The sequence below is a fragment of the Enterobacter cloacae complex sp. genome (assembly GCF_900322725.1).
GTDB classification, from domain to species: domain Bacteria; phylum Pseudomonadota; class Gammaproteobacteria; order Enterobacterales; family Enterobacteriaceae; genus Enterobacter; species Enterobacter quasihormaechei.
Map to the genome: position 1 here is coordinate 3,943,794 of NZ_LT991957.1, position 25,804 is coordinate 3,969,597.

Here is a 25,804-nt window from a genome sequence, read left to right on the forward strand (position 1 = left end):
ACGTCATTAAAAGAGGATGGCATTGTCGTCGCTCCTGAGGCCAAAAACATTGCGTTAGCACATTATTGCCAGCGAGAAATCTCAATCACCTCCCCGCCGGGCGGAATATCTTCCTCATCGTGGGTGACCAGCACCACAGGGATCCTGCGCTGACGAGCGATCTCAAATACCCATGCGCGGAATGAGGCGCGCAGCGCTTTATCCAGACGACTGAACGGCTCGTCGAGCAGCAATGCCTGCGGCTGGGCGAGGAGGGCGCGCAACAGGCTCACCCGGGCGCGCTCGCCGCCGGAAAGGGTAGCCGGATCGCTGGCGTAGTGATTTGCCAGCCCGGCAGTGTCCAGGACCTGCTCGACCGCCTCGCGCCGGGCGCGCCCGGCAACGTGCGCCGGCAGCGCCAGCATCAGGTTTTGCCCCACGCTGAAGGCGTCAAACAGCAGGGCATCCTGAAAGAGAATGCCGATCCCGCGCGTTTCCACGGGAAGCAGATCGCAGCGACGATCGTTCAGCCACAGCTCGCCGTGCGCCTTAAAATCAGCGGATAACGCGCCCACCATCCAGGCGAAAAGGGTCGATTTCCCGCTCCCGGATGGCCCCATCAGCGTGACGATCTCCCCCGCCGGGACGCGGAAGTTGACCTCATGAAAGAGCGGCGAAATGGTGAGATTTTTCACGTTCAGCATCAACGTAATCCTTGTCTGTAACGGCCTACGAGGCGGGAGAGTAGCGCCGCAAGGGCGAAGACGCTGCTGGTCAACAGCAGCAGACCCAGCGCCCGGTTAGCCAGCACGGGCACGCTGCCGCCGCTGCTGAGGGCGACGGCCTCCGTCGTCAGGGTGGTGAGACGGCCCGCCCCCAGCCAGAGGGTAGGCATGTACTGGGCCATGCTCACGGAAAAGCCGGCTGCAAAGGCCAGCAGCGCCGGGCGAACCATCAATGGGCATTTTACGCGCCAGAAAATTTTCGTCCGTCGCCAGCCCAGCGTTCTGGCGGTCAGGATCAGACGGGGATCGATCCTGCGCCAGGCCGGTTGCAGCACCAGAAGCATCCACGGGATGACCCAGAGCATATGGCTCCAGAGCACCGCAGCGTACTCGCCGTCAATGCCCAGCCACAGCGCAACGGCATACTGCCCGGACACGAGCGGCAGCGCCGGGAGGGCAAGCGGCAGCCAGATCCACACCGCGCCGCGCGGCGGCCCCCACTCAAGCCAGAGCAGGATGATTGCCAGCGCTATCAGGCTCGACAGCAGTCCCAGCGAAAGGCTGTCGCTGACGGGGCCGACGTCGTCCCGGCGTGCCAGCAACAGCAGGACAAGCGCGCAGAGCACGCCGCACAGCGGCAGTAGCGCGCCCAGGGTACGTGCAGGCAGCACGAAATGCGAAGGATGACGGATCCCGGAGGTGTCCGGCCCGGCGCGCCGCCATGCCGTCCAGAGGCCGTAGCCTGCGGCCGCCAGCGTGGCCAGCAGCAGGAGTAACACCAGACACAGCAGCGTTCCCTTGGTGTGCTGCTGCGCATCGCCCTGGGTGAGCCACTGCCAGGCCAGTACCGCCAGCGTCGGCGGGTTGCCCGGCCCGAGCACAATGGCCACATTCACCGCGGATAGCGACCAGGCCAGCACCGCCAGCATCACGGCGCCCAGCGCCGGGGCGATGGCCGGAAGGATGAGCCAGCCGAGCGCCTGCATCCGCCCATAGCCGAAGGTATGCAGCACGATTTTCTGCTGGGCGAGGCGCTTTTCAGGCAGCGCGGCGTAGATCGCCCACAGAACGAACGCACTCTCTTTGACCGCCAGCGTCAGGCCAAGCCCGATACCGTAGCGGTCCAGCTGCGGCGAGCAGAATGTACAGAGCCGGTAAAACTGACCGCCTTCCGCAAACAGCAGCAGCGCACTGGTGGCGAAGGCGACGTGCGGCACGGCTAACAGCCACGGCAGGCGGGCGCTCAGGCGCTGCCAGCCTTCACCCGGCCAGAGAAGCGCAAGCAGGCTCAGGGCGATAATCAGCGAACCCAGCGTCGCGATCAGCGCTGACACCAGCGTGGCGGCCAGCGCCTGCGGCAGCTGTGGGTCGGCGAACAGCGCCGCCCAGTTGGCGAAAGAGAACGCCGGAGCCAGCAGCATGCCGCTGGCGGGAAGCAGCGGCAGATAGATCACCGCCATTGCTACCCACACCAGCCCGCTTAGCGGGTTCCGTAGCGGCGAAGCCATTCCTGCTCCAGGGCGTTCACCCAGGCGGCGTGCGGTTCGGGAAGCACATCTGGGGTGTCCGAAGGGGTAAAGGCGCGAAGCTGTTTTGCCGCTGTCGCAGGCAGTTTTCCGCCGTCCAGCACGCTCGGGTCACCCCAGACGGCAGGATCGGCTTTGCGGATCTGCGCCTGGGGTGACAGCAGGAAGTTCGCCACCACTTTTGCGCCCGCGCTCGCGCTCGCATTAGCCGGGATAGCGACAAAATGCACGTTGCCAATCATGCCCCGGCTAAAGCCGAAGCTGTAGCTGTCGGCAGGCAGTTCACCGCTCGCCACCTTTTGCTGCGCGTGGGCCGGATTGAACGTCAACGACAGGTTCAGGCTGCCGCTGGCCAGCAGCGTATCCATGCGCGCAGGCGACGGAGGAAAATCGTTCCCTTCACGCCACAGCAGGGGATGCAGCGTATCAAGATAGCGCCACAGCGGCGCGGTAACCTGCGCAAAGGTATTATCCGGCGCCTTTTTCAACGCCTCCGGATGGGCGGTCAACGCCAGCAGTAGCTGCTCAAGAAACGCGGTGCCGGTAAAATCAGGAGGGCGCGGATAGCTCACCTTACCGGGATGTTGCTGAGCGTAAACCAGCAGCGCGCGGGGATCTGCCGGCGGCGTCGGCATGCTCGATTTCCGGGCAATAAAGGTTAGCTGCGCGCCGCCCCAGGGGGATTCTGCGCCCTCGGTAGGAAGGGCAAAATCTTCCGTCACCGGCTTGCGGGTATCGACATAACGCCAGTTGGGCAGGGTTTGCGCCCAGCCGGTGAGCAGCAGGTTCGCCTCTTTCAGCGTGCGGAAGTTTTCACCGTTTACCCAGAGCAGATCCACCGACCCGTTACGGCTGCGTCCTGCGGCCTGTTCCGTCTGGATCCGCTTCACCGCGTCGGCGGCATCGGCCAGGTGAACGATCTTCAGGTTGATGGCGTAGTGCGTTTTCACTTCGCCGCTCACCCAGTCGAGGTAGCGGTTAACGGCCTCATCGCCGCCCCAGGCGTTAAACCAGACGGTCTGCCCGCTGGCCTGCTGTTGAATGGATTGCCAGCTCTGGGCTGCAAAAACGGGCGTTGCCAGCAGCAGACCCGTCAGAAACGCGCAAAAACGCACCCGGCGCATAATGCCTCACTTTTTAATCGAAGGGATGTATCGGGAAAACAGCCGGCGCGTAGCCAGCGGTAATAACCCCAGTAGTGTAAAGGCGAACAGCAATCCCGGCGACAGAATATCGTGCAGCGAGGTGAGTTTCCCCAGTTCGCGCCCGGCGTTCAGGTAGATGACGGTGGCAGGCAGCATGGCAAGCTGGCTCACCCACCAGTAGTGACGCACCTTAAGTCGGGTAAGGCCCATCAGCAGATTGACCAGAAAGAACGGAAACAACGGCATCAGGCGCAGGGCAAAAAGGTAGCGCGCGCCGTCGCGATCCATTCCCGCATCGATCGTGTTCATTTGTGCAGCAAAGCGCCGTTGCACCCAGTCCCGCAGCAGATAACGGCTGACGAGCATGGCAAGCGTGGCGCCGAACGTCGAGGCAAATGAGACCAAAAGCGTCGCCTCCCACAGGCTGAAAAGCGCCCCGCCGAGCAGCGTCAGAAGCGCGGCCCCGGGTATCGACAGCGCGGAGACCAGAACGTAAACCGCAAAATAGAGCAGCGCGCTCTGAAGGGGTGCCTGCTCCACACGATTGAGCAACGTTTGATGATGCATTTTTAACGCGTCGAGGGAGAGGACGCCCGGAGGAAGCAAAACAACGATCAAAACAAATGCGCCCAGAAGGGCGCACAGGAGAGTGATTTTTTTACTGTTCACTGAGGATTACAGCTTGAATGTTGCCCATACCGGCGCATGGTCGGACGGCTTTTCCATGCTGCGGATATCATAGTCGATACCGGTTTCAATGCAGCGCTCGGCCAGCGGGGCGCTTGCCAGCAGCAGATCGATTCGCAGGCCACGGTTGTCATCGAAGCCTTTCGAGCGGTAGTCAAACCACGAGAAGCGGTCCTGAGTCTGTGGGTTGGCATGACGGAAGGTATCCACCAGTCCCCAGCCGAGCAGGCGCTCCATCCACTCGCGCTCCTCCGGCAGGAAAGAGCATTTGCCGGTGCGCAGCCAGCGCTTGCGGTTCTCTTCGCCGATGCCGATATCCAGATCCGTCGGGCTGATGTTCATGTCGCCCATGATCAGCACTGGATTCTCTTTTTTGAGTTCGGTTGCCAGGTAGTTTTGCAGATCCTGATAAAACTTCGCTTTAGCCGGGAATTTGGTTTCATGATCGCGGCTTTCACCCTGCGGGAAATAGCCGTTGATGACGGTAACGTTGCCGAGTGCGGAAGGAATTTCCGCCATGATGATGCGGCGTTGCGCCTCTTCACCGTCCCCCGGGAAGCCACGACGTACCGAGACCGGCGTAGCTTTGGTCAGCAGCGCAACGCCGTAGTGGCCTTTCTGACCGTTGTAAAAGACGTTATAGCCCAGCTTCGCTACCTCTTCGAGCGGGAACATATCGTCGTGAACTTTTGTCTCCTGCAAGCCGATCACATCTGGCTGATGTTGCTCAACAATCGCTTCAAGCTGGTGAGGGCGGGCACGCAGGCCGTTGATATTAAAAGAGACAAATTTCATAGTCGCTGCCAATGCAAGGTGAATAGTGCATGGATGGTAGCAGAATTTACGTCGTCTGTTATCCGCTTCGCCCAATTACTGCGACAGATAATGCCAACGGTGCAATATTTGCACCATTTCGACGCGCGTTGCCCTCAAACAGGGCGTAAAGGACCAATAAATTTCGCGAGCGATCACAATTCCAGAATTATATTTGGTCTCTGCATACTCTTTCTTGTTTTCATGCGGCAAAGCGCCGCTTGCTGTAAAAATATTCACTATTTATGCAACAACAGTGAATAATTCCATATTGTAACTCGTTGATATTCTGTTACCACAACCCGTTTATGCATTTTTATCGCTGGCTGGCACGAACGCTGCAATCTACATTCACAGTGCAAACACTCAATTATTTAACATTTAAACAACCTTTTATTTACCGGATGAGGTCGCTATGTCTCTGTCAGTTACGCGTGAAAATTTCGATGAATGGATGATGCCGGTATACGCTCCGGCGGCTTTTATTCCGGTACGTGGGGAAGGCTCTCGCCTGTGGGATCAGCAGGGCAAGGAGTACATCGACTTTGCGGGTGGTATTGCGGTGAATGCGCTGGGCCACGCAAACCCGGCGCTGCGGCAGGCGCTGAACGACCAGGCGGCGAAATTCTGGCATACCGGCAACGGGTACACCAACGAACCGGCGCTGCGCCTGGCGAAAAAGCTGATTGACGCCACTTTCGCAGAAAAAGTCTTTTTCTGTAACTCCGGCGCGGAAGCGAACGAAGCGGCGCTGAAGCTGGCGCGAAAATATGCGCACGATAAATTCGGCGCGCACAAGAGCGGCATTGTCGCCTTCAAAAACGCCTTCCATGGCCGCACGCTGTTTACCGTCAGTGCGGGCGGTCAGCCCTCGTATTCTCAGGATTTTGCGCCGCTGCCGCCGGATATCCGTCACGCGGCGTATAACGATTTACACGCTGCCAGCGAGCTGATTGACGATAACACCTGTGCGGTGATCGTGGAGCCTATGCAGGGTGAAGGCGGCGTCATGCCCGCTCAGAAAGCGTTCCTGCAAGGGCTGCGCGAGCTGTGCGATCGTCACAACGCGGTGCTGATTTTTGACGAAGTACAGACCGGCGTGGGCCGTACGGGCGAGCTATACGCCTACATGCACTATGGCGTGACGCCGGATGTGCTGTCGACGGCCAAAGCGCTCGGCGGCGGTTTCCCGGTGGGAGCGATACTGACCACCGATACATTTGCCAGCGTGATGACCGTGGGCACCCATGGCACCACATACGGCGGTAACCCGCTGGCAGCCGCTGTTGCCGGGCAGGTGCTGGATATCATCAATACCCCTGAGGTGCTTAACGGCGTGAAGCAGCGTCACCAGTGGTTTGTTGAGCGTCTGACCGCCATCAATAACCAGACCGGGCTGTTCAAAGAGATCCGCGGTCTGGGGCTGTTAATTGGCTGTGAGCTTGCCCCTGAGTTTGCCGGAAAAGCGAAGCTGATTTCACAGGAAGCGGCAAAACAGGGCGTGATGGTGCTGATTGCCGGTGCCAACGTGGTGCGGTTTGCCCCTGCGCTGATCGTCAGCGAGGAAGAGGTCAGAACCGGGTTAGATCGTTTTGCGCTGGCCTGCGAACAGGTGAAATCCGGGGTGTCATCATGATGGTCATCCGTCCCGTTGCGCACGGCGATCTCGCCGGGCTTATGCAGCTTGCCGGTAAGACAGGGGGCGGGCTGACCTCGCTGCCTGCCGATGAAAAAACGCTGTCGGCGCGCATTGAGCGCGCCCTGCAAACCTGGCAGGGGACGTTGCCAAAGAGCGAACAGGGCTATGTGTTCGTGCTGGAAGAGACCGACACGGGGACCGTGGCGGGGATCTGCGCCATCGAAGTGGCCGTCGGGCTTAACGATCCGTGGTACAACTACCGCGTCGGCACGATGGTCCACGCCTCGAAAGAGCTGAACGTTTACAACGCGTTGCCGACGCTCTTTCTCTGTAATGACCATACCGGCGCCAGCGAGCTCTGCACGCTTTTCCTCGATCCGGACTGGCGCAAGGAGGGCAACGGCTATCTGCTCTCCAAATCGCGCTTTATGTTTATGGCCGCCTTTCGCGACCGCTTCAACGAAAAAGTGGTCGCCGAGATGCGCGGCGTGATTGATGAGACGGGCTACTCGCCGTTCTGGGAGAGCCTGGGCGAACGCTTCTTCTCCATGGAGTTCAGCCGGGCGGATTACCTGTGCGGCACCGGTCAGAAGGCGTTTATCGCCGAGCTGATGCCGAAGCATCCTATCTATACCCATTTCTTAACGCCGGAAGCGCAGGCGGTAATTGGTGAAGTCCATCCGCAAACCGCCCCGGCCCGCGCGGTACTGGAGAAAGAGGGATTTCGCTACCGTAACTACGTCGACATCTTCGACGGCGGCCCGACGCTGGAGTGCGACATTGACCGCGTGCGCGCTATCCGTAAAAGCCGTCTGGTCGAGGTTTCGGAAGGCCAGCCCGCACCAGGCGAATGGCCGGCCTGCCTTGTCTCGAACGAGAATTACACCAGCTTCCGCGCCATGCTGGTGCGAACCAACCCGGCATGCGAGCGTCTGGTGCTGACGCCTGCGCAGCTGGATGCCCTGAAATGTAACGCCGGCGATACGGTTCGCCTGGTACGACTCTGCCCTGAGGAGAAAACAGCATGACTCTATGGATTAACGGTGACTGGGTAACGGGCGAGGGTGAGGCGCGGATTAAAACCAATCCGGTGGGCCAGGAAGTGCTCTGGAAGGGGAACGACGCCAGCCCCGGGCAGGTTGAACAGGCCTGCCAGGCCGCTCGCCGCGCGTTTCCGGTGTGGGCGAAACGGCCATTCTCCGAGCGTCAGGCGTTGGTTGAGAAATTTGCCGGATTGCTGGAGGCGAATAAGGACGAACTGACGCGCATCATCGCGTCCGAAACCAGCAAACCGCGCTGGGAAGCGACAACCGAAGTCACGGCGATGATCAACAAAATCGGTATATCGGTGAAGGCGTACCACGCCCGCACCGGCGAGCAGCATACCGATATGCCGGACGGCGCCGCCACGCTGCGCCACCGTCCGCACGGCGTGCTGGCGGTGTTCGGCCCGTATAACTTCCCCGGTCATCTGCCGAACGGGCATATCGTACCTGCGCTGCTGGCGGGGAATACCGTCATCTTCAAGCCGAGCGAGCTTACGCCGTTAACCGGCGAGGCGGTGGTGAAGCTGTGGGAGCAGGCCGGGCTGCCGCCGGGCGTGCTGAATCTGGTGCAGGGCGGGCGTGAAACCGGTCAGGCGCTGAGCGCGCTGAGCGACATTGACGGCCTGCTGTTCACCGGCAGTGCCGGAACGGGGTATCAGCTGCATCGCCAGCTGGCGGGGCAGCCGGAAAAAATTCTGGCGCTGGAGATGGGCGGCAATAACCCGCTGATTGTGGAAGATCCGGATGATATTGACGCCGCGGTCCATCTGACCATTCAGTCGGCATTCATTACCGCCGGGCAGCGCTGCACCTGCGCCCGTCGTCTGCTGGTGAAACGCGGCCCGCAGGGCGACGCGTTCCTGAAGCGCCTGGTTGACGTGAGCGCGCGTCTGTCCCCCGCGCAGTGGGATGCCGAGCCGCAGCCGTTTATCGGCGGGCTGATTTCCGAGCAGGCCGCGCAGAATGTGCTGAAAGCCTGGCAGGAGCATGTGACGCGCGGGGCGAAAACCCTGCTGGAGCCGAAACAGGTCGCGCCGGGCACCTCGTTACTGACGCCCGGCATTATTGAGATGAGCGGTGTTGACCCTGTGCCGGATGAAGAGGTCTTTGGCCCGCTGCTGTGCGTCTGGCGCTATGACGATTTTGATGCTGCGATCGCGATGGCCAACAACACCCGCTACGGCCTGTCGAGCGGCCTGATATCGCCGCATCGCGAAAAATTCGACCAGCTGCTGCTGGAAGCGCGCGCCGGGATCGTGAACTGGAACAAACCGCTGACCGGCGCGGCGAGCACCGCGCCGTTCGGTGGCGTAGGGGCGTCGGGCAACCATCGCGCCAGCGCCTGGTATGCCGCCGATTACTGCGCATGGCCGATGGCAAGCCTGGAAACCCCGGTGCTGACGCTGCCGGAGTCGTTGAATCCTGGGCTGGATTTTACAGAGGGTGATACCCATGAAAGCGCGTGAGGTTAACTTTGACGGGCTGGTGGGGCTGACGCACCACTATGCCGGGCTGTCGTTCGGCAATGAAGCCTCGACGAAGCACCGCTTCCAGGTCTCGAACCCGAAACTGGCGGCGAAGCAGGGGCTGCTGAAAATGAAAGCGCTGTCCGATGCCGGTTTCCCGCAGGCGGTGATCCCGCCGCAGGAGCGCCCAAACGTGGCCGTGCTGCGCCAGCTGGGCTTCAGCGGCACGGATGAGCAGGTCGTGGAAAAAGCCGGTACGCAAACGCCACAGCTGCTTTCTGCGGCCAGTTCAGCCTCTTCGATGTGGGTGGCGAATGCCGCCACCGTCGCGCCGTCGGCGGATACGCTGGACGGCAAAGTGCATCTCACCGTTGCTAACCTGAACAATAAATTCCACCGCGCCAGCGAAGCGGAGACCACCGGACGCGTGCTGCGCGCCATTTTTAATCATGAGGCGCATTTCGAGGTCCATCAGGCGCTGCCGCAGGTTGCGATGTTTGGCGACGAAGGGGCGGCAAACCACAACCGTCTGGGCGGCGACTATGGCGATCCGGGTTTGCAGCTGTTTATCTACGGACGAGAAGAGGGCGGCCACGCCGCGCCGGTTCGTTATCCGGCGAGACAAACCTTGGCCGCGAGCCAGGCGGTGGCGCGGCTGAACCAGGTGAATCCTTCTCAGGTGATTTTCGCCCAGCAAAATCCGCAGGTGATCGACCAGGGCGTGTTTCATAACGACGTGATTGCCGTTTCGAACCGCCAGGTGCTGTTTTGCCACGAACAGGCGTTTGCCCATCAGGAAAAGCTGCTGGCCACGCTGCGTGAACGCGTGCCGGGATTTATGCCGATTCAGGTGCCCACGCAGGCGGTAAGCGTGCAGGATGCCGTCGAAACCTACCTCTTCAACAGCCAGCTGTTGAGCCGGGAAGACGGCAGCATGATGCTGGTGCTGCCCCAGGAGTCCCGCAATCATCAGGGCGTCTGGCGCTATCTCAGCGAGCTAGTGCAAGCGGATAACCCGATTGATGAACTCCGCGTATTCGATCTGCGGGAAAGTATGGCCAATGGCGGGGGACCGGCATGCCTGCGCCTTCGCGTGGTACTCACGCCGGAGGAGATGCAGGCGGTGAATCCGGCGGTGATGATGAACGACACCCTGTTCAATACCCTCAACGACTGGGTGGATCGCTACTATCGCGACCGTCTGGTTCAGGCCGATCTGGTTGATCCGCAACTGCTGCGCGAAGGCCGCGAGGCGCTGGATGCCCTGTCGACCATCCTGCAACTGGGATCGGTTTATCCGTTCCAGCGCTAAGGAGACGATATGGAAAACTTACTGGCGCTGACGCTGGCTGGAAAGACACCGGAGCGGCACGAGGGGGAAGGCCCCTCATTCCACTGGCGATGGCTGGGACCGGGCGTGCTTGAGCTGACGCCGTTGGAGGAATATGACCTGTCGCTGCTGCTCTCCACCGGCATTCACGGAAACGAAACCGCGCCCGTGGAGATTGTCGATCTGTTGCTGCACGCGCTCTGTCGCAAGGAGATCATGCTGCACTGCCGTCTGCTGATAGTGTTGGGAAATCCGCCTGCGCTGGCGCAAAACAAACGGTATCTCGTGAGCGACCTCAACCGCATGTTTGGGGGGCGCTGGACGCAATTTCCAGAGAGCGATGAAACGACGCGCGCGCAATGGCTGGAGGAGGTGGTGACGACGTTTTTTGCCGGGGCGGGGGCAACGCGCTGGCACCTCGATCTGCATACGGCCATTCGCGCCTCGTATCACGTGCGTTTTGGCGTTTTACCGCAGCGAAACCAGCCCTGGGATGAAGCGTTTCTGGACTGGCTTGGCGATGCCGGGCTGGAGGCGCTGGTTTTCCACCAGACGCCGGGCGGCACGTTTACCCATTTCACCTGCGAGCGTTTTGGCGCGCTTTCCTGCACCCTGGAGCTGGGAAAAGCGTTGCCGTTCGGGCAAAACGACCTGACCCGTTTTGCTCCTACGCATCAGGCGCTGCGGGCATTGCTCGCAGGGGTTGCGCCGGAACACGCCCGTGAACCCGTCGTGCGCTATCGGGTCGTGCAGCAGATCACGCGCCGCAGCGAGGCTTTCCATCTTCATATGGCGCCCCATACGCTGAACTTTACGCCGTTTCGACAGGGAGTCCTGCTCGCGGAAGATGGTGAGACCCGCTATGCGGTACAGCACGCCACGGAATATGTTTTATTCCCTAATCCGTCGGTCGCATTTGGTTTGCGGGCCGGCTTGATGCTGGAAAAAATGTCCTGATCGTTTCCCCTCGCGTAGACCGGAGGGGACGTGAAGAATAAATTTCTTAGCGATAAAAGCGCTCTTGTATAGTTTGCGGAATTTTCCTGGAGTATTGCTTTATTATTAAACGGCACTTCGTTATACTTCTCCATAATCTCTTTAAAATCATCCTGTTGAATATTTCTGTTTCATCTCTCCACGCTTTTTCCTTAATTTCTCCATAATTGGCGAAAACGTGTTTTTTATACTTTCATTGTTTTACCATTGCTCTGACTAATTGACGATAAACCCCGTAAAGTTAATCTCGTCAACACGGCATAGCGCCGAAGAATAACTGAAAGTAAGGAAAGACATTATGCGTAAATTAACTGCACTGTTTGTTGCCTCTACCCTGGCTCTGGGCGCTACCAGCATGGCGTTCGCCGCAGATACCGCGACCACTACCGCCGCGCCGGCTGAAGGCAAAATGATGATGCATCATAAAGGCAAGCCGGGTATGCATCATGAGATGATGATGTTTAAAGACCTGAACCTGACCGACGCGCAGAAGCAGCAGATCCGCGACATCAGAAAAAGCCAGCGTGACCAGATGAAGCGTCCTCCGCTGGAAGAGCGCCGCGCGATGCATGACATCATTGCCAGCGACAGCTTCGATAAAGCAAAAGCAGAAGCGCAGATCGATAAAATGGCCGAGCAGCATAAAGCGCGCATGCTGGCCCACATGGAAACCCAGAACAAGATTTACAACATTCTGACGCCGGAACAGAAAAAGCAGTTTAATGCCAATTTTGAGAAGCGTCTGACAGAACGTGCAGCGCCGGAAGGTAAAATGCCTGCACCAGCCGAATAATCGGCTCACTCTCTTAAGACCGCCGGGCTCCTGTCTTCAAAAGCGAAAACGCTGTGGACAGGACCGGCGGTTTTTCTTTTGCCCCATGCCTAAGGTCTGGCCTTACCGCTGCCGATAATACGTCTGTGAAATGCCCTGGCGCACGGTGCGTCCTTCAGGAGTGGTAATGGAATTCTTTGATATCCGTAAAATGCCCGTCAGTCTCTGGCGTAACGGCGCGGGTGAGACGCGTGAGATTTGCTGTTTCCCTCCCGCGACGCGGGATTTTTCCTGGCGGGCCAGCATCGCCTCCATCGCCAGTAACGGCGAATTTTCCGCTTTTCCGGGCGTTGACCGGGTGATAACGCTGCTGGAAGGCGGCGAGGTGACGCTGGACGCGGGCAGGGCGTTTTGCCATACCCTGAAGCACCATCAGCCTTACGGCTTTGCGGGCGATCTGACTGTAAAAGCGGTGCTCACGGAGGGGCAGATGTCGATGGATTTCAACATCATGACCCGACGGGAGCACTGTCAGGCAAAGGTGCGCGTTGCTACCCGAACGTTCACCACCTTTGCGTCACGCGGTGGGGTGGCGTTCGTGTTAAGCGGGGCCTGGCAACTGGGCGACAAATTACTGACCGCCGATCAGGGCGCCAGCTGGGAAGCAGGCACCCATACCCTCCGATTACTGGAAACGAAAGGGGCGCTGCTGTTCAGTGAAATTACCTGGCTGCCGGGTCAGTGAGCGCGATGATCTCATATTTTCCGGTTAACAGCGGCTTACAGAGAATTTTGTAACCGTCCTGATCGAACCCGGCGGGGGTGCGTAGCAGAGCGGTGGCGTCATCCAGGCTATCTACGGCGCCAAGCCAGAGCCAGTTGCGAATGATGTGATAATGCGTCATATCCTCGCGGGTTTCTTTCAACGCCACCGCGCCTTCCCACGGCCAGCAGTTGACGCTGATCGAGGCCAGGCCCGCCATAAACCGGGCGTGATGGTCTTCAACGCTCTCTCTTCCACAGCACGCCCCGGCGCAGCGTTTCAGCGCGGAACGGAAACAGGCGCGACCGCGGGTGGTGGCTTCCAGCCCCAGCAGGCCGTAGCAAAGCTGTAATTCATCAGCCAGGGATTGCAGGGTTTGCAGTGCGGCACGTTTGTTGGCAAACAGGCCGTAAAGATTCGGTTCATGTGAAAAATCCACTTCACGGGCATACACCACCTGCGGTTTTCCCGCGTTGACCTGCAAGGAACACAGCTGGCGGTTGCGGCGCAGGCGTTTGTTAAACAGCGGCTGCTGTTCCTTGATGAGCCTGGCTTCGAGCAGAAGGGCACCCAGTTCGCCTGCCGTCTCGATCCAGGTGATCCGCCGGGACTGCCTGAGCATCGACGCCTCGTCTGGCGTACGCAGGTGCGACATCACCCGGCTGCGGATATTCACGCTTTTGCCGATATAGAGCGGCATGGTGTCGCTGTCGCCGTGGAAGAAATAGACGCCAGGCTGTTTAGGCAATGCCTCAAGCCAGGGGCGAAGATGTTCGGGATATTCGTAGATAGCCGCCGCTTCAAACTCAAGACGCGGGGCGGATTGACGCCTGCTCACATACTGCTCCATATACTGTTCAGGTATACAGTGTAGCAGGTGTTTGGTGGTTAAAAAAGATCCGGGTGGCGGCTACGCCTCACCCGGCCTGCAACAGCGCGGAACCGTAAGCCCAGCAAGCGAAGCGCCGCTGAGCAAACATGTTGGCTATTTCTTCCAGAAGTCGTCAAACACCGTGATTGGCGGACGGCGCTTGTGCTCGGTTTTCAGATACCAGCCTTCGATAATTTTTGCAGTCCCTTCGTCGAGCGTTTTGCCTTCGAGATAATCATCGATGTTGTCATAACTCACGCCCAGCGCCGCTTCATCCGGCAGGGAAGGACGATCGTCCTCGAGGTCTGCCGTTGGCGCCTTCTTATAAAGGTGTTCCGGGCAGCCCAGCGCCGCCAGCAGCTGCTTGCCCTGACGCTTGTTCAGGCGGAAGAGCGGGTTGATGTCCGTGCCGCCATCGCCGTATTTGGTGAAGAAGCCGGTAATGGCTTCTGCGGCGTGGTCGGTGCCGACGACCACCCCTTTGGTCATGCCTGCGATACTGTACTGGGCCTTCATGCGCTCGCGGGCTTTCTCGTTGCCGCGAACAAAATCGCTCAGTTCAATGCCGGCTTCACGCAGGGCCTGCTCGCTTGCCAGCACCGATCCTTTGATGTTCACGGTAAGCACGCGGTCCGGCTGGATAAAGGCGATAGCATCCTGGCAATCCTGCTCGTCGGCCTGCACGCCATACGGCAGACGTACGGCAATAAATTGCAGCGCGGCGTCACCGGTCTCGTCACGCAGCTCGGAGATGGCCATCTGGCTCAGCTTACCGGCCAGCGTGGAATCCTGACCGCCGCTGATACCCAGCACCAGCGTCTTCAGGAAAGGGTGTGCAGACAGGTAAGCTTTCAAAAAATCAACGCTACGACGGATCTCTTCATTGTCATCAATCGCAGGTTTCGCGCCCAGCGCCTGGATAATTTCTTGTTGCAGAGCCATTACGCCCTCCCTATGCAGAACCAAACAGAATGTACGATCTGTTAAAACTAACCCTTTGTCGGGAAAACGACAAGGATCACAGTTTTGAGTGTACTGTTTTACAGCGATTTCGCAGCTTATCGTTGTTTTATTAGAATTTTCCGAAATTCGTCTGGCGTAACTCGCAAAGTTGAACAATAGTAATTTTTATCCCATGCTTAGTTAACACGCTGATAAACAAGAGGACGGAATATGAACAAGAACGTAGCAGGAATTTTAAGCGCAGCGGCGGTACTGACTATGCTGGCAGGGTGTACAGCTTACGATCGCACCAAAGATCAGTTCACACAGCCAGTGGTTAAAGACGTCAAAAAAGGGATGACGCGTTCCCAGGTTGCGGCCATTGCCGGTAAACCTTCTTCTGAGGTCACCATGATCCACGCGCGTGGTACCTGCCAGACCTATATTCTGGGTCAACGCGATGGTAAGGCAGAGACCTACTTTGTCGCCCTGGATGATACGGGTCACGTCATCAATTCTGGTTACCAGACCTGTGCTGAATACGACACCGACCCGCAGGCACCTAAGGCACAGTAAGCGTACTTGCGCGCGAGCGATTGAAACCGGCCTGAAGGCCGGTTTTTTTATGCATACGTAAATCTTATTTCTTGTCGCGAATTATTTGCCTGAAATGTGAAGGTAGTCAACAAGCCAGGTCAATGAGAGACAATTTTAGTCTGTCCAGAATTATCCCCTCCCTGTACCATTGCGTATACTCACTTCAACAACAAACAATGTTCAGCACACTGCCCGTCAGCCAGGATAGCGAGTCGAGTGATAGCGCGACGGCGGACAGTCCAATAAGAGGGAAATTATCATGGAAAAGAAACATATCTACCTGTTCTGCTCTGCGGGCATGTCAACTTCGCTGCTGGTTTCCAAAATGCGCGCGCAGGCCGAAAAATATGAAGTCCCTGTGGTGATTGAAGCGTTTCCGGAAACGCTGGCGGGCGAAAAGGGCCAGGCGGCAGACGTTATTTTACTGGGGCCGCAAATCGCTTATATGTTGCCCGAAATTCAACGTCTTCTCCCTAATAAGCCGGTTGAAGTGATCGACTCCGGTCTGTACGGCAAGATTGATGGTTTAGGTGTATTAAAAGCTGCTGTTGCGGCGATTAAAAAAGCTGCTAATTAATTTTTTATTTTTCCCGTCAAAGAGTTATTTCACACACAATACGCCGTAACGGTTGTTGCGGCATTTAAGGGTATTTTCCTATGAGTAAAGTCATCGCTTCACTTGAAAAGGTACTCCTTCCTTTTGCTGTTAAAATAGGAAAGCAGCCTCACGTTAATGCCATTAAAAACGGCTTTATTAAATTAATGCCGTTGACGTTAGCCGGGGCAATGTTCGTTTTAATTAACAACGTTTTTCTGAGCTTTGGTGAAGGTTCCTTTTTTTATTCATTAGGAATTAGGTTAGATGCTTCCACTATTGAAACCCTTAATGGTTTAAAAGCCATTGGCGGCAACGTATACAACGGTACGTTGGGTATTATGTCGCTAATGGCGCCTTTCTTTATCGGTATGGCGCTGGCGGAAGAGCGTAAAGTGGATCCGCTGGCGGCGGGCTTACTGTCTATAGCCGCGTTTATGACCGTCACGCCGTACAGCGTGGGTGACGCTTACGCCGTAGGCGCCAACTGGCTGGGTGGGGCAAACATCATTTCCGGTATTATTATCGGGCTGGTGGTGGCCGAAATGTTCACCTTTATTATTCGCCGCAACTGGGTTATCCGCTTGCCGGATAGCGTTCCGGCCTCCGTTTCTCGTTCATTTTCCGCGTTGATTCCGGGCTTTATAATTCTCTCCATTATGGGGATTATTGCCTGGGCGCTCTCTCACTGGGGGACTAACTTCCACCAGATCATTATGGACTCTATCTCAACGCCGCTGGCGTCGATGGGTAGCGTGGTCGGTTGGGCGTACGTCATCTTTACCTCCCTGCTGTGGTTCTTCGGCGTGCATGGTTCACTGGCACTGGCGGCGCTGGACAGCGGTATTATGACCCCGTGGGCACTGGAAAACGTCGCGCTTTACCAGCAGTACGGCTCCGTCGATGCGGCGCTGGCGGCCGGTAAAACCTTCCATGTGTGGGCGAAGCCGATGCTGGACTCCTATATCTTCCTGGGCGGTACCGGGGCGACGCTGGGTCTGATCATCGCGGTCTTTATTGTCTCTCGCCGCGCTGACCATCGTCAGGTTGCGAAGCTGGCCCTGCCGTCAGGCATCTTCCAGATTAACGAGCCGATCCTGTTTGGTCTGCCGATTATCATGAACCCGGTGATGTTTATTCCCTTCATCCTGGTTCAGCCGCTGCTGGCCGCGATTACGCTGACGGCGTACTACCTGGGCATTATCCCGCCGGTGACCAACATTGCACCGTGGACGATGCCGGCCGGTCTGGGCGCGTTCTTCAACACCAACGGTAGCGTGGCCGCCTTCCTGCTGGCGATATTTAACCTCGGGATTGCAACCCTGCTCTACATGCCGTTCGTGGCGATTGCGAACAAAGCCGCAACGGTGATCGATGAAGAAGAGAGCGAAGAGGATATCGCCCTCGCACTGAAATTCTAAAATTGCACGGCGCGGGGCAACCCGCGCCAGCGTAAAGGAGCTGAAGATGTTAGATTTAGACAGTATCGTCGCAGAAGAAACCGCAGAGAACGATCTGGAAGAGGTGGTGATGGGTCTTATCATCAACTCCGGGCAGGCGCGCAGCCTGGCGTATGCGGCGCTTAAGCAGGCTAAGCAGGGCGATTTCGTTGCCGCGAAAACCATGATGGAGCAGTCCCGTACGGCGTTAAACGAAGCGCATCTGGTACAGACGAAGCTCATCGAAAGCGACCAGGGTGAAGGGAAGATGAAGGTGAGCCTTGTGCTGGTACATGCGCAGGATCACCTGATGACCTCCATGCTGGCGCGCGAGCTGGTAGCGGAGCTCATTGAGCTTCACGAGAAGATGCAGTAAGTCAGTTCAGGCAGCAGGAGGTCAGCACGATGGAAATCAAAACCGCACATGAGCAGCAGCTGTTTAACGGCAAGAATTTTCACGTGGTGATATACAACAAGACGGAGAGCGCCAGCGGTCTGCACCAGCACGACTACTACGAGTTCACGATTGTTCTGACCGGGCGCTATTATCAGGAGATCAACGGTAAGCGCGTCCTGCTTGAGCGCGGTGATTTCGTCTTTTTGCCGATGGGATCTTATCACCAGAGCTTTTATGAGTTTGGTGCGACGCGCATTCTGAACGTAGGGGTGAGCAGGCGTTTCTTCGAGAAGCACTATCTGCCACTGGTCCCGTTCTGCTTTGTGGCGTCACAGGTGTATCGCGTCAAAAATGAGTTTATGACCTGGATTGAAACGGTTATTGCCTCGCTGAATTTCCGCGACAATGAATTTGATGAATTTATTGAAACCGTGACGTTCTACGTGATGAATCGCCTTCGCCATCACCGTGAAGAACAGCAGGTGGTGGACGATATTCCCCAGTGGCTGCGCAGTACCGTGGAGCTGATGCACGACAAAGGGCAATTCAGCGATAACGCGCTGGAAAACATGGTCGCGCTGTCGGGTAAATCGCAGGAATATTTAACGCGCGCCACGCAGCGCTATTATCGTAAAACGCCTGTGCAAATTATTAATGAAATCCGCATTAATTTTGCCAAAAAGCAGCTGGAAATAACGAACTACTCTGTCACCGATATCGCTTACGAATCCGGTTACAGCAGCCCCAGCCTGTTTATTAAAACCTTTAAGAAACTGACTTCATTTACCCCGAACAGTTACCGCAAAAATTTAACGGTAATTAATTAATTTTCGGCGGTTTATCCGCCAGGAATATTGACGTAATGGCTTGCCCAAATAGCGGGAAGAGTACGCTATACCTTGCAGGCGATTAACCTGATACGCTAAGGGAGAGATTATGCAAAAGAAATTAAAAGTCGTAACCATTGGTGGCGGCAGCAGCTATACCCCGGAATTACTTGAAGGTTTCCTGAAACGTTATCATGAATTACCGGTCAGCGAATTATGGCTGGTGGATGTTGAAGAAGGTCAGGAGAAGCTGAATATTATTTTTGAGCTGTGCCAACGCATGGTTGAAAAGGCAGGCGTGCCCTTAACTGTGCACAAAACGCTGGATCGCCGCCTGGCGCTGAAAGATGCTGACTTCGTGACCACGCAGCTGCGCGTCGGCCAGTTGAAAGCGCGTGAGCTGGACGAGCGCATTCCGCTGAGCCACGGTTATCTGGGGCAGGAAACCAACGGGGCAGGCGGCCTGTTTAAAGGTCTGCGTACCATTCCGGTTATTTTTGACATCATCAAAGACGTGGAGGAGATCTGCCCGAACGCGTGGGTGATTAACTTTACCAACCCGGCTGGAATGGTCACCGAGGCGGTTTATCGCCACACCGGTTTCAAACGCTTTATCGGCGTCTGCAATATTCCGATTGGCATGAAAATGTTCATCCGCGATGTGCTGGCACTGAACGATAACGACGAACTGTCCATTGATCTGTTCGGCCTGAACCACATGGTCTTTATCAAAGATGTGATCGTGAACGGGCAGTCGCGCTTTGCAGAACTGCTCGACGGCGTCGCCTCTGGCCGCCTGACCGCGGCCTCGGTGAAAAACATCTTCGACCTGCCGTTCAGCGAAGGGCTGATCCGCTCCCTGAACCTGCTGCCGTGCTCGTATCTGCTCTACTACTTCAAGCAGAAAGAGATGCTGGCGATTGAAATGGGCGAATACTACAAAGGCGGCGCGCGTGCTCAGGTTGTGCAGAAAGTAGAGAAGCAGCTGTTTGATTTGTACAAAGATCCGAACCTGAACGTGAAGCCGAAAGAGCTGGAGCAGCGCGGCGGGGCATACTATTCGGATGCCGCGTGTGAAGTGATCAACGCCATTTACAATGACAAGCAGGCCGAGCACTATGTGAACGTTCCGCATCATGGGCACATCGACAACATCCCGGCAGACTGGGCCGTTGAGATGACCTGCATCCTTGGACGCGACGGCGCAAAACCGCATCCCCGCATTACCCACTTCGACGATAAAGTGATGGGCCTTATTCATACCATCAAGGGCTTTGAAGTCGCGGCGAGCAATGCGGCCCTGAGCGGCGAGCTGAATGACGTGCTGCTGGCGCTGAACCTCAGCCCGCTGGTGCATTCTGACCGTGATGCTGAAAAACTCGCGAGCGAGATGATCCTGGCGCATGAAAAATGGCTGCCAAACTTTGCTGCAACGGTTGAGAAACTGAAGCTCACACACCGTTAAGAGGAGGTGCGATGGAAAACCTGCTGATCGTCAATGCCGATGATTTTGGCCTGTCAAAAGGGCAGAACTACGGCATTATCGAAGCCTGTCGCCGGGGCGTCGTAACCTCTACCACTGCGCTCATCAACGGTGAGGCGGTGGAACATGCGGCGCAGCTAAGCCGTGAGGTGCCCGAACTGGGCGTCGGCATGCACTTTGTGCTGACGCTTGGGCAGCCCCTTTCACCGATGCCGGGGCTGACGCGCGACGGGCAGCTGGGTAAATGGATTTGGGAAATGGCGGAGCAGGACGCTCTGCCGCTCGATGAGATTGCCCGCGAGCTGGATTGCCAGTTTAACCGCTTTGTGGATGTGTTTGGTCGTGAACCCACCCATATTGATAGTCACCATCATGTGCATATGATCCCGGCGATTTTCCCGCTTGTGGCAGAGTTTGCCCAACGTAAAAGCGTGGCGATGCGCCTGGATCGGGAGGTGCGCGGATTACCGGACGTCGCGGTGACGTCAACGGAGGGGTTCAGCAGCGCATTTTACGGCGACGAGATCAGCGAAGCGCTGTTCCTTAAGGTGCTGGATGATTCCGCCGTGCGGTCGCTGGAGATCATGGCGCATCCTGCCTTTATCGATAACACCGTGCGTAAGAGCGCCTACTGCTGGCCGCGTCTGGCGGAGCTGGACGTGCTGACGTCGGCGTCGCTGAAGTATGCGATTGCCGAGCGCGGGTATCGTCTGGGGACGTTCAGGGATCTTTGAGGTAAAGCCCGGTGGCGGCTTCGCCTTACCGGGCCTACAAAAGCAATCGAAATGTAAGCCGGGTAAGCGCAGCGCCACCCGGCTTTTTTTACGCCGGTATCTGGTCGGTCTTGCTGCTGCGCGACCACACGCGGTGCGCGGCGAGCAGGTCAAACAGCCGGGTCATAAACGCATCGTCAACGTTATCACCTTCGACAATGCCTTCTTCACCTTGATCCGGTACCTTCAGCAGAGATTTAAACTTCCGCGCATCGCCTGCCAGGGCGATTGGCTTCAGGTGCTTATAGGCTTCCAGCAGATAATAGGCGGCATCACCGTTGCCGAGCAGACTCTCAACGTCGCCGCACGGCATAATCACCGCGTCAACCGTCAGCGACGGTGCCCCGGCGAAGGTCGCGGCAATCGGCAGGACGGAGCCATCGTCGGCCGTCACTTCACCCATGCGCGAGTAAAGCAGTTTGGCATGTACGCCCTGGGTTTTGAGCGCCCGCATGATCCCCAGCACGTCGCTGGCGCGCGGTTTATCGTTCAGCAGGATAGCCACTACGCGGCCTTTAATCGATCCGCCAGGTACTGCGTACAGGCTCAGGGACGGATCTTTCTTCAGCCCGTTCACGTCTTTTGGCGGCGCGGCATGGCATTGCTCATCGGTGAGCGTAATGCCGAGGTTATTCGCCACGCCCTGCGCAAGCTGGATATCGATATGTGCCAGATGGTCGACAACGCGCTCGCGAATGTAGGTGCGCACCACTTTACTCAGCTCAAAGCTGAAGCCGCCGATAATGTGCTGCTGTTCGATCGGGGTCTGGCTGTTCCAGAACAGGCGAGGGTGGGCGTAATACTCGCCGAAGGACGGGCTGCGTTCGCGAATTTTTGTTCCGTCCACACGCTCCTGGTACGACTCGAATCCGCCACGTTTTGGTCCCGGCGGCGTTTCACGCGGCCAGTTATCGTTAATGGAGTTCGGCTCGTAGTTCGCCGGGTTGGTGTCGATATCCTGACGATGCATCCCGTCACGCTGGAAGTTATGGTAAGGGCAGGTAGGACGGTTGATCGGAATTTCGTGGAAGTTTGGTCCGCCGAGACGGCTGATCTGCGTATCGGTATAAGAGAACAGACGGCCCTGAAGCAGCGGATCGTTGGTGAAATCCAGCCCCGGCACAATATGGCCCGGGTGGAACGCAGCCTGCTCATTCTCCGCGAAGAAGTTATCCGGGTTGCGGTTAAGCACCATTTTGCCCACCAGCTGAACCGGCACCAGCTCTTCAGGAATTAGCTTGGTTGGGTCGAGCAGGTCGAAGTCGTATTTAAACTCGTCCTCTTCCGGGATCAGCTGTAACCCCAGCTCGTATTCCGGGAAATCTCCGGCTTCAATGGATTCCCACAGTTCGCGGCGGTGGAAGTCCGGATCGCGCCCGGTGAGCTTCTGCGCTTCATCCCACACCAGAGACGCTTTCCCCGCGACCGGTTTCCAGTGGAAGCGCACAAACGTTGCTTTGCCTTCGGCGTTAATAAGACGGAAGGTGTGAATACCAAACCCTTCCATGGTGCGATAGCTGCGCGGGATCCCCCGGTCAGACATCGCCCACATCACGTTGTGCAGCGTTTCCGGTTGCAGGGAGACGTAGTCCCAGAAGGTATCGTGCGCACTTTGTCCCTGCGGTATGGCCCAGTGTGGCTCCGGTTTTACCGCATGGACAAAGTCAGGAAACTTATGCGCATCCTGAATGAAGAACACCGGGGTGTTGTTACCGACCAGGTCGAAAATACCCTCTTCGGTATAGAATTTAGTGGCGAAGCCGCGGATATCACGCACCGTGTCAGCCGAGCCAGCGCCGCCCTGTACGGTAGAGAAGCGCACAAATACCGGCGTGATTTTGTTCGGGTCGGAAAGGAAATCCGCTTTCGTGATCTCCGTCAGGCTCTTGTACGGCTGGAAATAGCCGTGCGCCGCGGAGCCGCGAGCGTGGACGATACGTTCAGGAATACGCTCATGGTCGAAATGGGTGATTTTTTCGCGCAGGATGAAATCTTCCAGCAGCGTCGGGCCGCGCGTTCCGGCGCGCAGGGAGTTCTGGTCATCGGCAATGCGAACGCCCTGGTTCGTGGTCAGCGCATGGCCTTCACCGCCCTTACGGTGAGGATCGAGCGATTTCAGCTTTTCGTTTTCCGTTTCCGGGGCTTTCATGCTGCCCGGGGCGGTAGGCTGTTCACCCGGTGCGGAAGGACCCGGTGAAGGTTTGTGTGAGCCGTCGGCGGGGGCAAGTGAGTCCATTCCCGGTTGAGATTCTTCAGTGCCATGAATGGGTGACTGATGTGGTTTATCATTGTTCGACATTGCACGCTTCTCCTTTGTTCATTCCTAAAAACCCTATTAAGGATAGAACAATGTTAAGAATTAGCAGGCGAACTAAGCGTTTTCAGATATTGATTAGCGAAAGGAGCCCTCTGCCTTACGTCAGGCGCGACGGGCGGGGGGAGAATCGGCTATGATAGAAATTTCCTGCTTTAAGAATTTGCTTTAGTGAATCCGTCGCTTATGAAACCTCTTCGTCAACAAAACCGCCAGGTTATTAGCTATGTACCCCGCGTTGAGCCCGCGCCGCCAGACCATGCCCTGAAGGTGGATGGTTTTCGCGATGTCTGGATGCTGCGGGGTAAATACGTTGCCTTCGTGCTGATTGGCGAGCACTTCCGTCGCTCCCCTGCGTTTACTGTGCCGGAATCGGCACAGCGATGGGCGGTGCAGATGCGCCAGGATGAAGAGGTTGAAGAATAACAGCCATAAAAAAACCGCCCTCAGGCGGTTTTTTTATTTCGGCAGTGATTAACGATGGGCCAGTTCGGCATCTTCTTCACTGTCGAGAATGGTTTTGTCGGTCTGCTTCAGCCACTGGCTGGTCAGGGTACCGGCGGTCATTGAGCCACTCACGTTCAGCGCGGTACGACCCATGTCGATCAGCGGTTCCACAGAGATCAGCAGGGCGACCAGCGTCACCGGCAGGCCCAGCGCAGGCAGAACAATCAGCGCAGCGAAGGTCGCGCCGCCGCCCACGCCTGCAACACCGGCGGAGCTAATGGTCACGATACCGACCAGCGTCGCAATCCAGACCGGATCCAGCGGGTTAATGCCGACGGTTGGGGCAACCATCACGGCCAGCATCGCCGGGTAGAGGCCCGCACAGCCGTTCTGGCCGATGGTGGCGCCAAAGGAGGCCGAGAAGCTGGCGATAGACTCCGGTACGCCCAGACGACGGGTCTGCGCTTCGACGTTCAGCGGAATAGATGCCGCGCTGGAACGGCTGGTAAAGGCGAAGGTCAGCACCGGCCAGACTTTGCGGAAATATTTCAGCGGGCCAACGCCGTTCACCGCCAGCAGAATGCCGTGCACCACAAACATGATGCCCAGACCCAGGTACGAGGCAATCACAAAGCTGCCAAGCTTGATGATGTCTTGCAGGTTAGATCCTGCAACGACTTTGGTCATCAGCGCCAGGACACCGTAAGGCGTCAGCTGCATGACCAGACGCACCAGCTTCATCACCCAGCTTTGCAGGGTATCAATGGCAGTCAGCACGCGCTCGCCTTTTGGCGCATCGTCCTTCAGCAGCTTCAGCGCCGCCACGCCCAGGAACGCCGCGAAGATCACCACACTGATAATGGAGGTTGGGCTTGCACCGGTCAGGTCAGCAAACGGGTTCTTCGGAATGAAGGAGAGCACCATCTGCGGAACGGTCAGATCGGCCACTTTACCCACGTAGTTGGTCTGAATAGCCGTCAGACGCGCGGTTTCAGCGCTGCCCTGCACCAGACCTTCAGCGGTCAGGCCAAACAGATTGGTCACCAGCACACCCACCAGCGCCGCAATCAGCGTGGTGAAGAGCAGGGTGCCAATGGTCAGGAAACTGATTTTACCCAGCTGAGACGCATTATGCAGACGGGCCACGGCGCTCAGAATAGAAGCGAATACCAGCGGCATGACGATCATTTGCAGCAGCTGTACATAGCCGTTACCGACAATGTTGAACCACTGAATAGAATCTTTCAGTACCGGGCTGTCGGAGCCGTAAATAGCGTGTAAGGCCAGGCCAAACACCACGCCCATCACCAGACCGACCAGCACCTTTTTCGCCAGGCTCCACTGTTTGTGGCGAGCCTGGGCGAGAAGCAATAGCAATACGACGAACACAACAATGTTCGCGATGAGTGGAAAATTCATCCCCGTTCTCCTGATTTATTATTCGGTCGGTTTTTACCGAACCTGTTGGCGCAAGGTTATCAGAAGTGTGATGTGGCGCTTATATCCATATGGAATGGTTTATGACAAAAGTGATTATATTGTCGGTTTAATGTTCAATCTGGTGATTAATAAAACGATTGAACTGAAATTGCAGCGAGTTGATCATCTGCGACGACCAGCGCACTGCACCATTTTCGGGCAGCGTCTGCGGCATCCAGACGGCATACGCAAACAGCGCCATGCACAGCACGCGCTCCAGCTGGTTGCCCTTTTGCGGCACGAGGATCGGCAGGCGGAAACGCCAGCGGCAGGGCCAGAGCAGCGGAACGCCCGCAGGCGTCAGCATATCCGCCAGGATATGGCTCAAGTAACCGAGCACCATGCCCTGAATGGCATCCGCCGGGACTATCCAGCTCTCAGGAACCTTCAGATAAAAGAGGGTTAACAGGCCAAACACGGCCAGCAGGCTGTGGGTGAACCCGCGATGACCAAAGGCTCTGGCGATGGGTTTTGAAATCCACTTCAGCCGTTGACCGAGGAAGGATTTGGGATGGTCGATGTCCGGCAACAGGCAGGTCAGTACGGCAGAAGGGACAATATGCCACCAGTCCCCCTGTGCCAGCACAGGGGTCAGTTCAGCGTTTTTAGCAAACACTGCACAGGCAAGTGAAAAAAGCAGGTGGCCTTCCGCCGTCATGATAAAACCCGGTAAACTGTCAATTCATACAGTATAGGGTTTTTATACAGTGTGCGAAAGAGGTGACGGTGTAACTCTTTGTCACAAACGCGCGA

General features: G+C 57.2%; 23 protein-coding genes and 2 pseudogenes. 15 read left to right on the forward strand and 10 right to left on the reverse strand.

Annotation, left to right across the window (positions count from 1 at the left end; genetic code table 11):
- Window positions 1-62 precede the first annotated feature (62 nt).
- The 5 genes from DBR02_RS19420 to xthA are packed head-to-tail and all read right to left on the reverse strand — an operon-like array spanning window position 63 to window position 4,857.
- Window positions 63-683, reverse strand: coding sequence for an ATP-binding cassette domain-containing protein (locus DBR02_RS19420; protein ID WP_107535159.1), 621 nt, complete (start codon window positions 681-683; stop codon window positions 63-65).
- Window positions 683-2,212, reverse strand: a complete 1,530-nt coding sequence (locus tag DBR02_RS19425; RefSeq protein ID WP_107535160.1) for an ABC transporter permease subunit — start codon at window positions 2,210-2,212, stop codon at window positions 683-685. The genes DBR02_RS19420 and DBR02_RS19425 overlap by 1 nt, the downstream gene beginning before the upstream one ends.
- Window positions 2,185-3,345, reverse strand: a complete 1,161-nt coding sequence (locus DBR02_RS19430; protein WP_107535671.1) for an ABC transporter substrate-binding protein — start codon at window positions 3,343-3,345, stop codon at window positions 2,185-2,187. Before DBR02_RS19430 ends, DBR02_RS19425 begins: the two co-directional genes overlap by 28 nt.
- Window positions 3,346-3,360: 15 nt before the next feature.
- Window positions 3,361-4,044 carry a TVP38/TMEM64 family protein gene (locus tag DBR02_RS19435; protein ID WP_107535161.1) on the reverse strand — a complete coding sequence of 228 codons (684 nt, stop codon included), beginning with the start codon at window positions 4,042-4,044 and terminating at the stop codon, window positions 3,361-3,363.
- A gap of 6 nt (window positions 4,045-4,050) precedes the next feature.
- Window positions 4,051-4,857: an exodeoxyribonuclease III gene (gene xthA / locus DBR02_RS19440; protein ID WP_107535162.1), complete on the reverse strand. Its 807-nt coding sequence runs from the start codon at window positions 4,855-4,857 to the stop codon at window positions 4,051-4,053.
- Window positions 4,858-5,290: 433 nt separating this feature from the next.
- Here xthA and astC point away from each other — a divergent pair, with 433 nt between their 5' ends.
- From astC to ves, 7 genes are all read left to right on the forward strand, one after another.
- Window positions 5,291-6,511 (forward strand): succinylornithine/acetylornithine transaminase, encoded by a 1,221-nt coding sequence (astC, locus tag DBR02_RS19445; protein ID WP_063866448.1) that lies wholly within the window; start codon window positions 5,291-5,293, stop codon window positions 6,509-6,511.
- Window positions 6,508-7,542, forward strand: coding sequence for an arginine N-succinyltransferase (gene astA / locus DBR02_RS19450; RefSeq protein ID WP_063866449.1), 1,035 nt, complete (start codon window positions 6,508-6,510; stop codon window positions 7,540-7,542). The genes astC and astA overlap by 4 nt, the downstream gene beginning before the upstream one ends.
- A complete protein-coding gene (astD, locus tag DBR02_RS19455) occupies window positions 7,539-9,026 on the forward strand; it encodes a succinylglutamate-semialdehyde dehydrogenase (RefSeq protein WP_107535163.1) in 1,488 nt (495 codons plus the stop codon). Before astA ends, astD begins: the two co-directional genes overlap by 4 nt.
- Complete coding sequence (gene astB / locus DBR02_RS19460; RefSeq protein WP_107535164.1) at window positions 9,013-10,338, forward strand: N-succinylarginine dihydrolase; 1,326 nt, start codon at window positions 9,013-9,015, stop codon at window positions 10,336-10,338. The genes astD and astB overlap by 14 nt, the downstream gene beginning before the upstream one ends.
- 9 nt (window positions 10,339-10,347) lie before the next feature.
- Window positions 10,348-11,313 carry a succinylglutamate desuccinylase gene (gene astE, locus DBR02_RS19465; protein WP_107535165.1) on the forward strand — a complete coding sequence of 322 codons (966 nt, stop codon included), beginning with the start codon at window positions 10,348-10,350 and terminating at the stop codon, window positions 11,311-11,313.
- A 337-nt stretch (window positions 11,314-11,650) separates the two neighbouring features.
- On the forward strand, window positions 11,651-12,145 hold the full coding sequence (gene spy, locus DBR02_RS19470; protein WP_022647814.1) for an ATP-independent periplasmic protein-refolding chaperone Spy: 495 nt from the start codon (window positions 11,651-11,653) through the stop codon (window positions 12,143-12,145).
- 166 nt (window positions 12,146-12,311) lie between these two features.
- Complete coding sequence (ves, locus tag DBR02_RS19475) at window positions 12,312-12,869, forward strand: environmental stress-induced protein Ves (protein WP_107535166.1); 558 nt, start codon at window positions 12,312-12,314, stop codon at window positions 12,867-12,869.
- On the opposite strand, the gene cho is transcribed toward ves, so the two are convergent.
- Both cho and nadE read right to left on the reverse strand, forming a co-directional pair.
- Window positions 12,847-13,725: an excinuclease Cho gene (cho, locus tag DBR02_RS19480; protein WP_197711252.1), complete on the reverse strand. Its 879-nt coding sequence runs from the start codon at window positions 13,723-13,725 to the stop codon at window positions 12,847-12,849. The two genes, ves and cho, sit on opposite strands and share 23 nt — an antisense overlap.
- A 147-nt stretch (window positions 13,726-13,872) precedes the next feature.
- Entirely contained in the window at window positions 13,873-14,700 is an 828-nt protein-coding gene (gene nadE / locus DBR02_RS19485) for an ammonia-dependent NAD(+) synthetase (protein WP_107535168.1), read from the reverse strand.
- A gap of 231 nt (window positions 14,701-14,931) precedes the next feature.
- Here nadE and osmE point away from each other — a divergent pair, with 231 nt between their 5' ends.
- The 7 genes and pseudogenes from osmE (at window position 14,932) to chbG (ending at window position 20,772) form a co-directional block, all read left to right on the forward strand.
- Window positions 14,932-15,276, forward strand: a complete 345-nt coding sequence (gene osmE, locus DBR02_RS19490; protein ID WP_003857836.1) for an osmotically-inducible lipoprotein OsmE — start codon at window positions 14,932-14,934, stop codon at window positions 15,274-15,276.
- A gap of 268 nt (window positions 15,277-15,544) precedes the next feature.
- Window positions 15,545-15,874, forward strand: a pseudogene (locus DBR02_RS19495) (PTS sugar transporter subunit IIB); the annotation flags it as partial.
- Between the two features lie 80 nt (window positions 15,875-15,954).
- Window positions 15,955-17,313, forward strand: coding sequence for a PTS N,N'-diacetylchitobiose transporter subunit IIC (gene chbC, locus DBR02_RS19500; RefSeq protein WP_017384664.1), 1,359 nt, complete (start codon window positions 15,955-15,957; stop codon window positions 17,311-17,313).
- 46 nt (window positions 17,314-17,359) lie between these two features.
- On the forward strand, window positions 17,360-17,707 hold the full coding sequence (chbA, locus tag DBR02_RS19505; protein WP_063448992.1) for a PTS N,N'-diacetylchitobiose transporter subunit IIA: 348 nt from the start codon (window positions 17,360-17,362) through the stop codon (window positions 17,705-17,707).
- A gap of 11 nt (window positions 17,708-17,718) precedes the next feature.
- A pseudogene (gene chbR / locus DBR02_RS19510) lies at window positions 17,719-18,555 on the forward strand (transcriptional regulator ChbR); the annotation flags it as partial.
- 109 nt (window positions 18,556-18,664) lie between these two features.
- Window positions 18,665-20,020 (forward strand): 6-phospho-beta-glucosidase, encoded by a 1,356-nt coding sequence (locus tag DBR02_RS19515; protein ID WP_102749728.1) that lies wholly within the window; start codon window positions 18,665-18,667, stop codon window positions 20,018-20,020.
- An 11-nt stretch (window positions 20,021-20,031) separates the two neighbouring features.
- The gene (chbG, locus tag DBR02_RS19520; protein WP_107535169.1) at window positions 20,032-20,772 is read left to right on the forward strand and encodes a chitin disaccharide deacetylase; all 741 of its coding nucleotides are present in this window, start codon (window positions 20,032-20,034) and stop codon (window positions 20,770-20,772) included.
- An 88-nt stretch (window positions 20,773-20,860) separates the two neighbouring features.
- Here chbG and katE read toward each other — a convergent pair whose 3' ends face one another.
- The gene (gene katE / locus DBR02_RS19530) at window positions 20,861-23,110 is read right to left on the reverse strand and encodes a catalase HPII (RefSeq protein ID WP_063866458.1); all 2,250 of its coding nucleotides are present in this window, start codon (window positions 23,108-23,110) and stop codon (window positions 20,861-20,863) included.
- A 201-nt stretch (window positions 23,111-23,311) separates the two neighbouring features.
- Between katE and cedA the strand changes: the two genes are divergently transcribed.
- A complete protein-coding gene (gene cedA / locus DBR02_RS19535) occupies window positions 23,312-23,551 on the forward strand; it encodes a cell division activator CedA (protein ID WP_063866459.1) in 240 nt (79 codons plus the stop codon).
- Between the two features lie 48 nt (window positions 23,552-23,599).
- Here cedA and tcyP read toward each other — a convergent pair whose 3' ends face one another.
- Window positions 23,600-24,991: a cystine/sulfocysteine:cation symporter gene (tcyP, locus tag DBR02_RS19540; protein ID WP_063866461.1), complete on the reverse strand. Its 1,392-nt coding sequence runs from the start codon at window positions 24,989-24,991 to the stop codon at window positions 23,600-23,602.
- Window positions 24,992-25,118: 127 nt separating this feature from the next.
- Window positions 25,119-25,709 carry a metal-dependent hydrolase gene (locus tag DBR02_RS19545; RefSeq protein ID WP_015570742.1) on the reverse strand — a complete coding sequence of 197 codons (591 nt, stop codon included), beginning with the start codon at window positions 25,707-25,709 and terminating at the stop codon, window positions 25,119-25,121.
- Window positions 25,710-25,804: the final 95 nt, after the last annotated feature.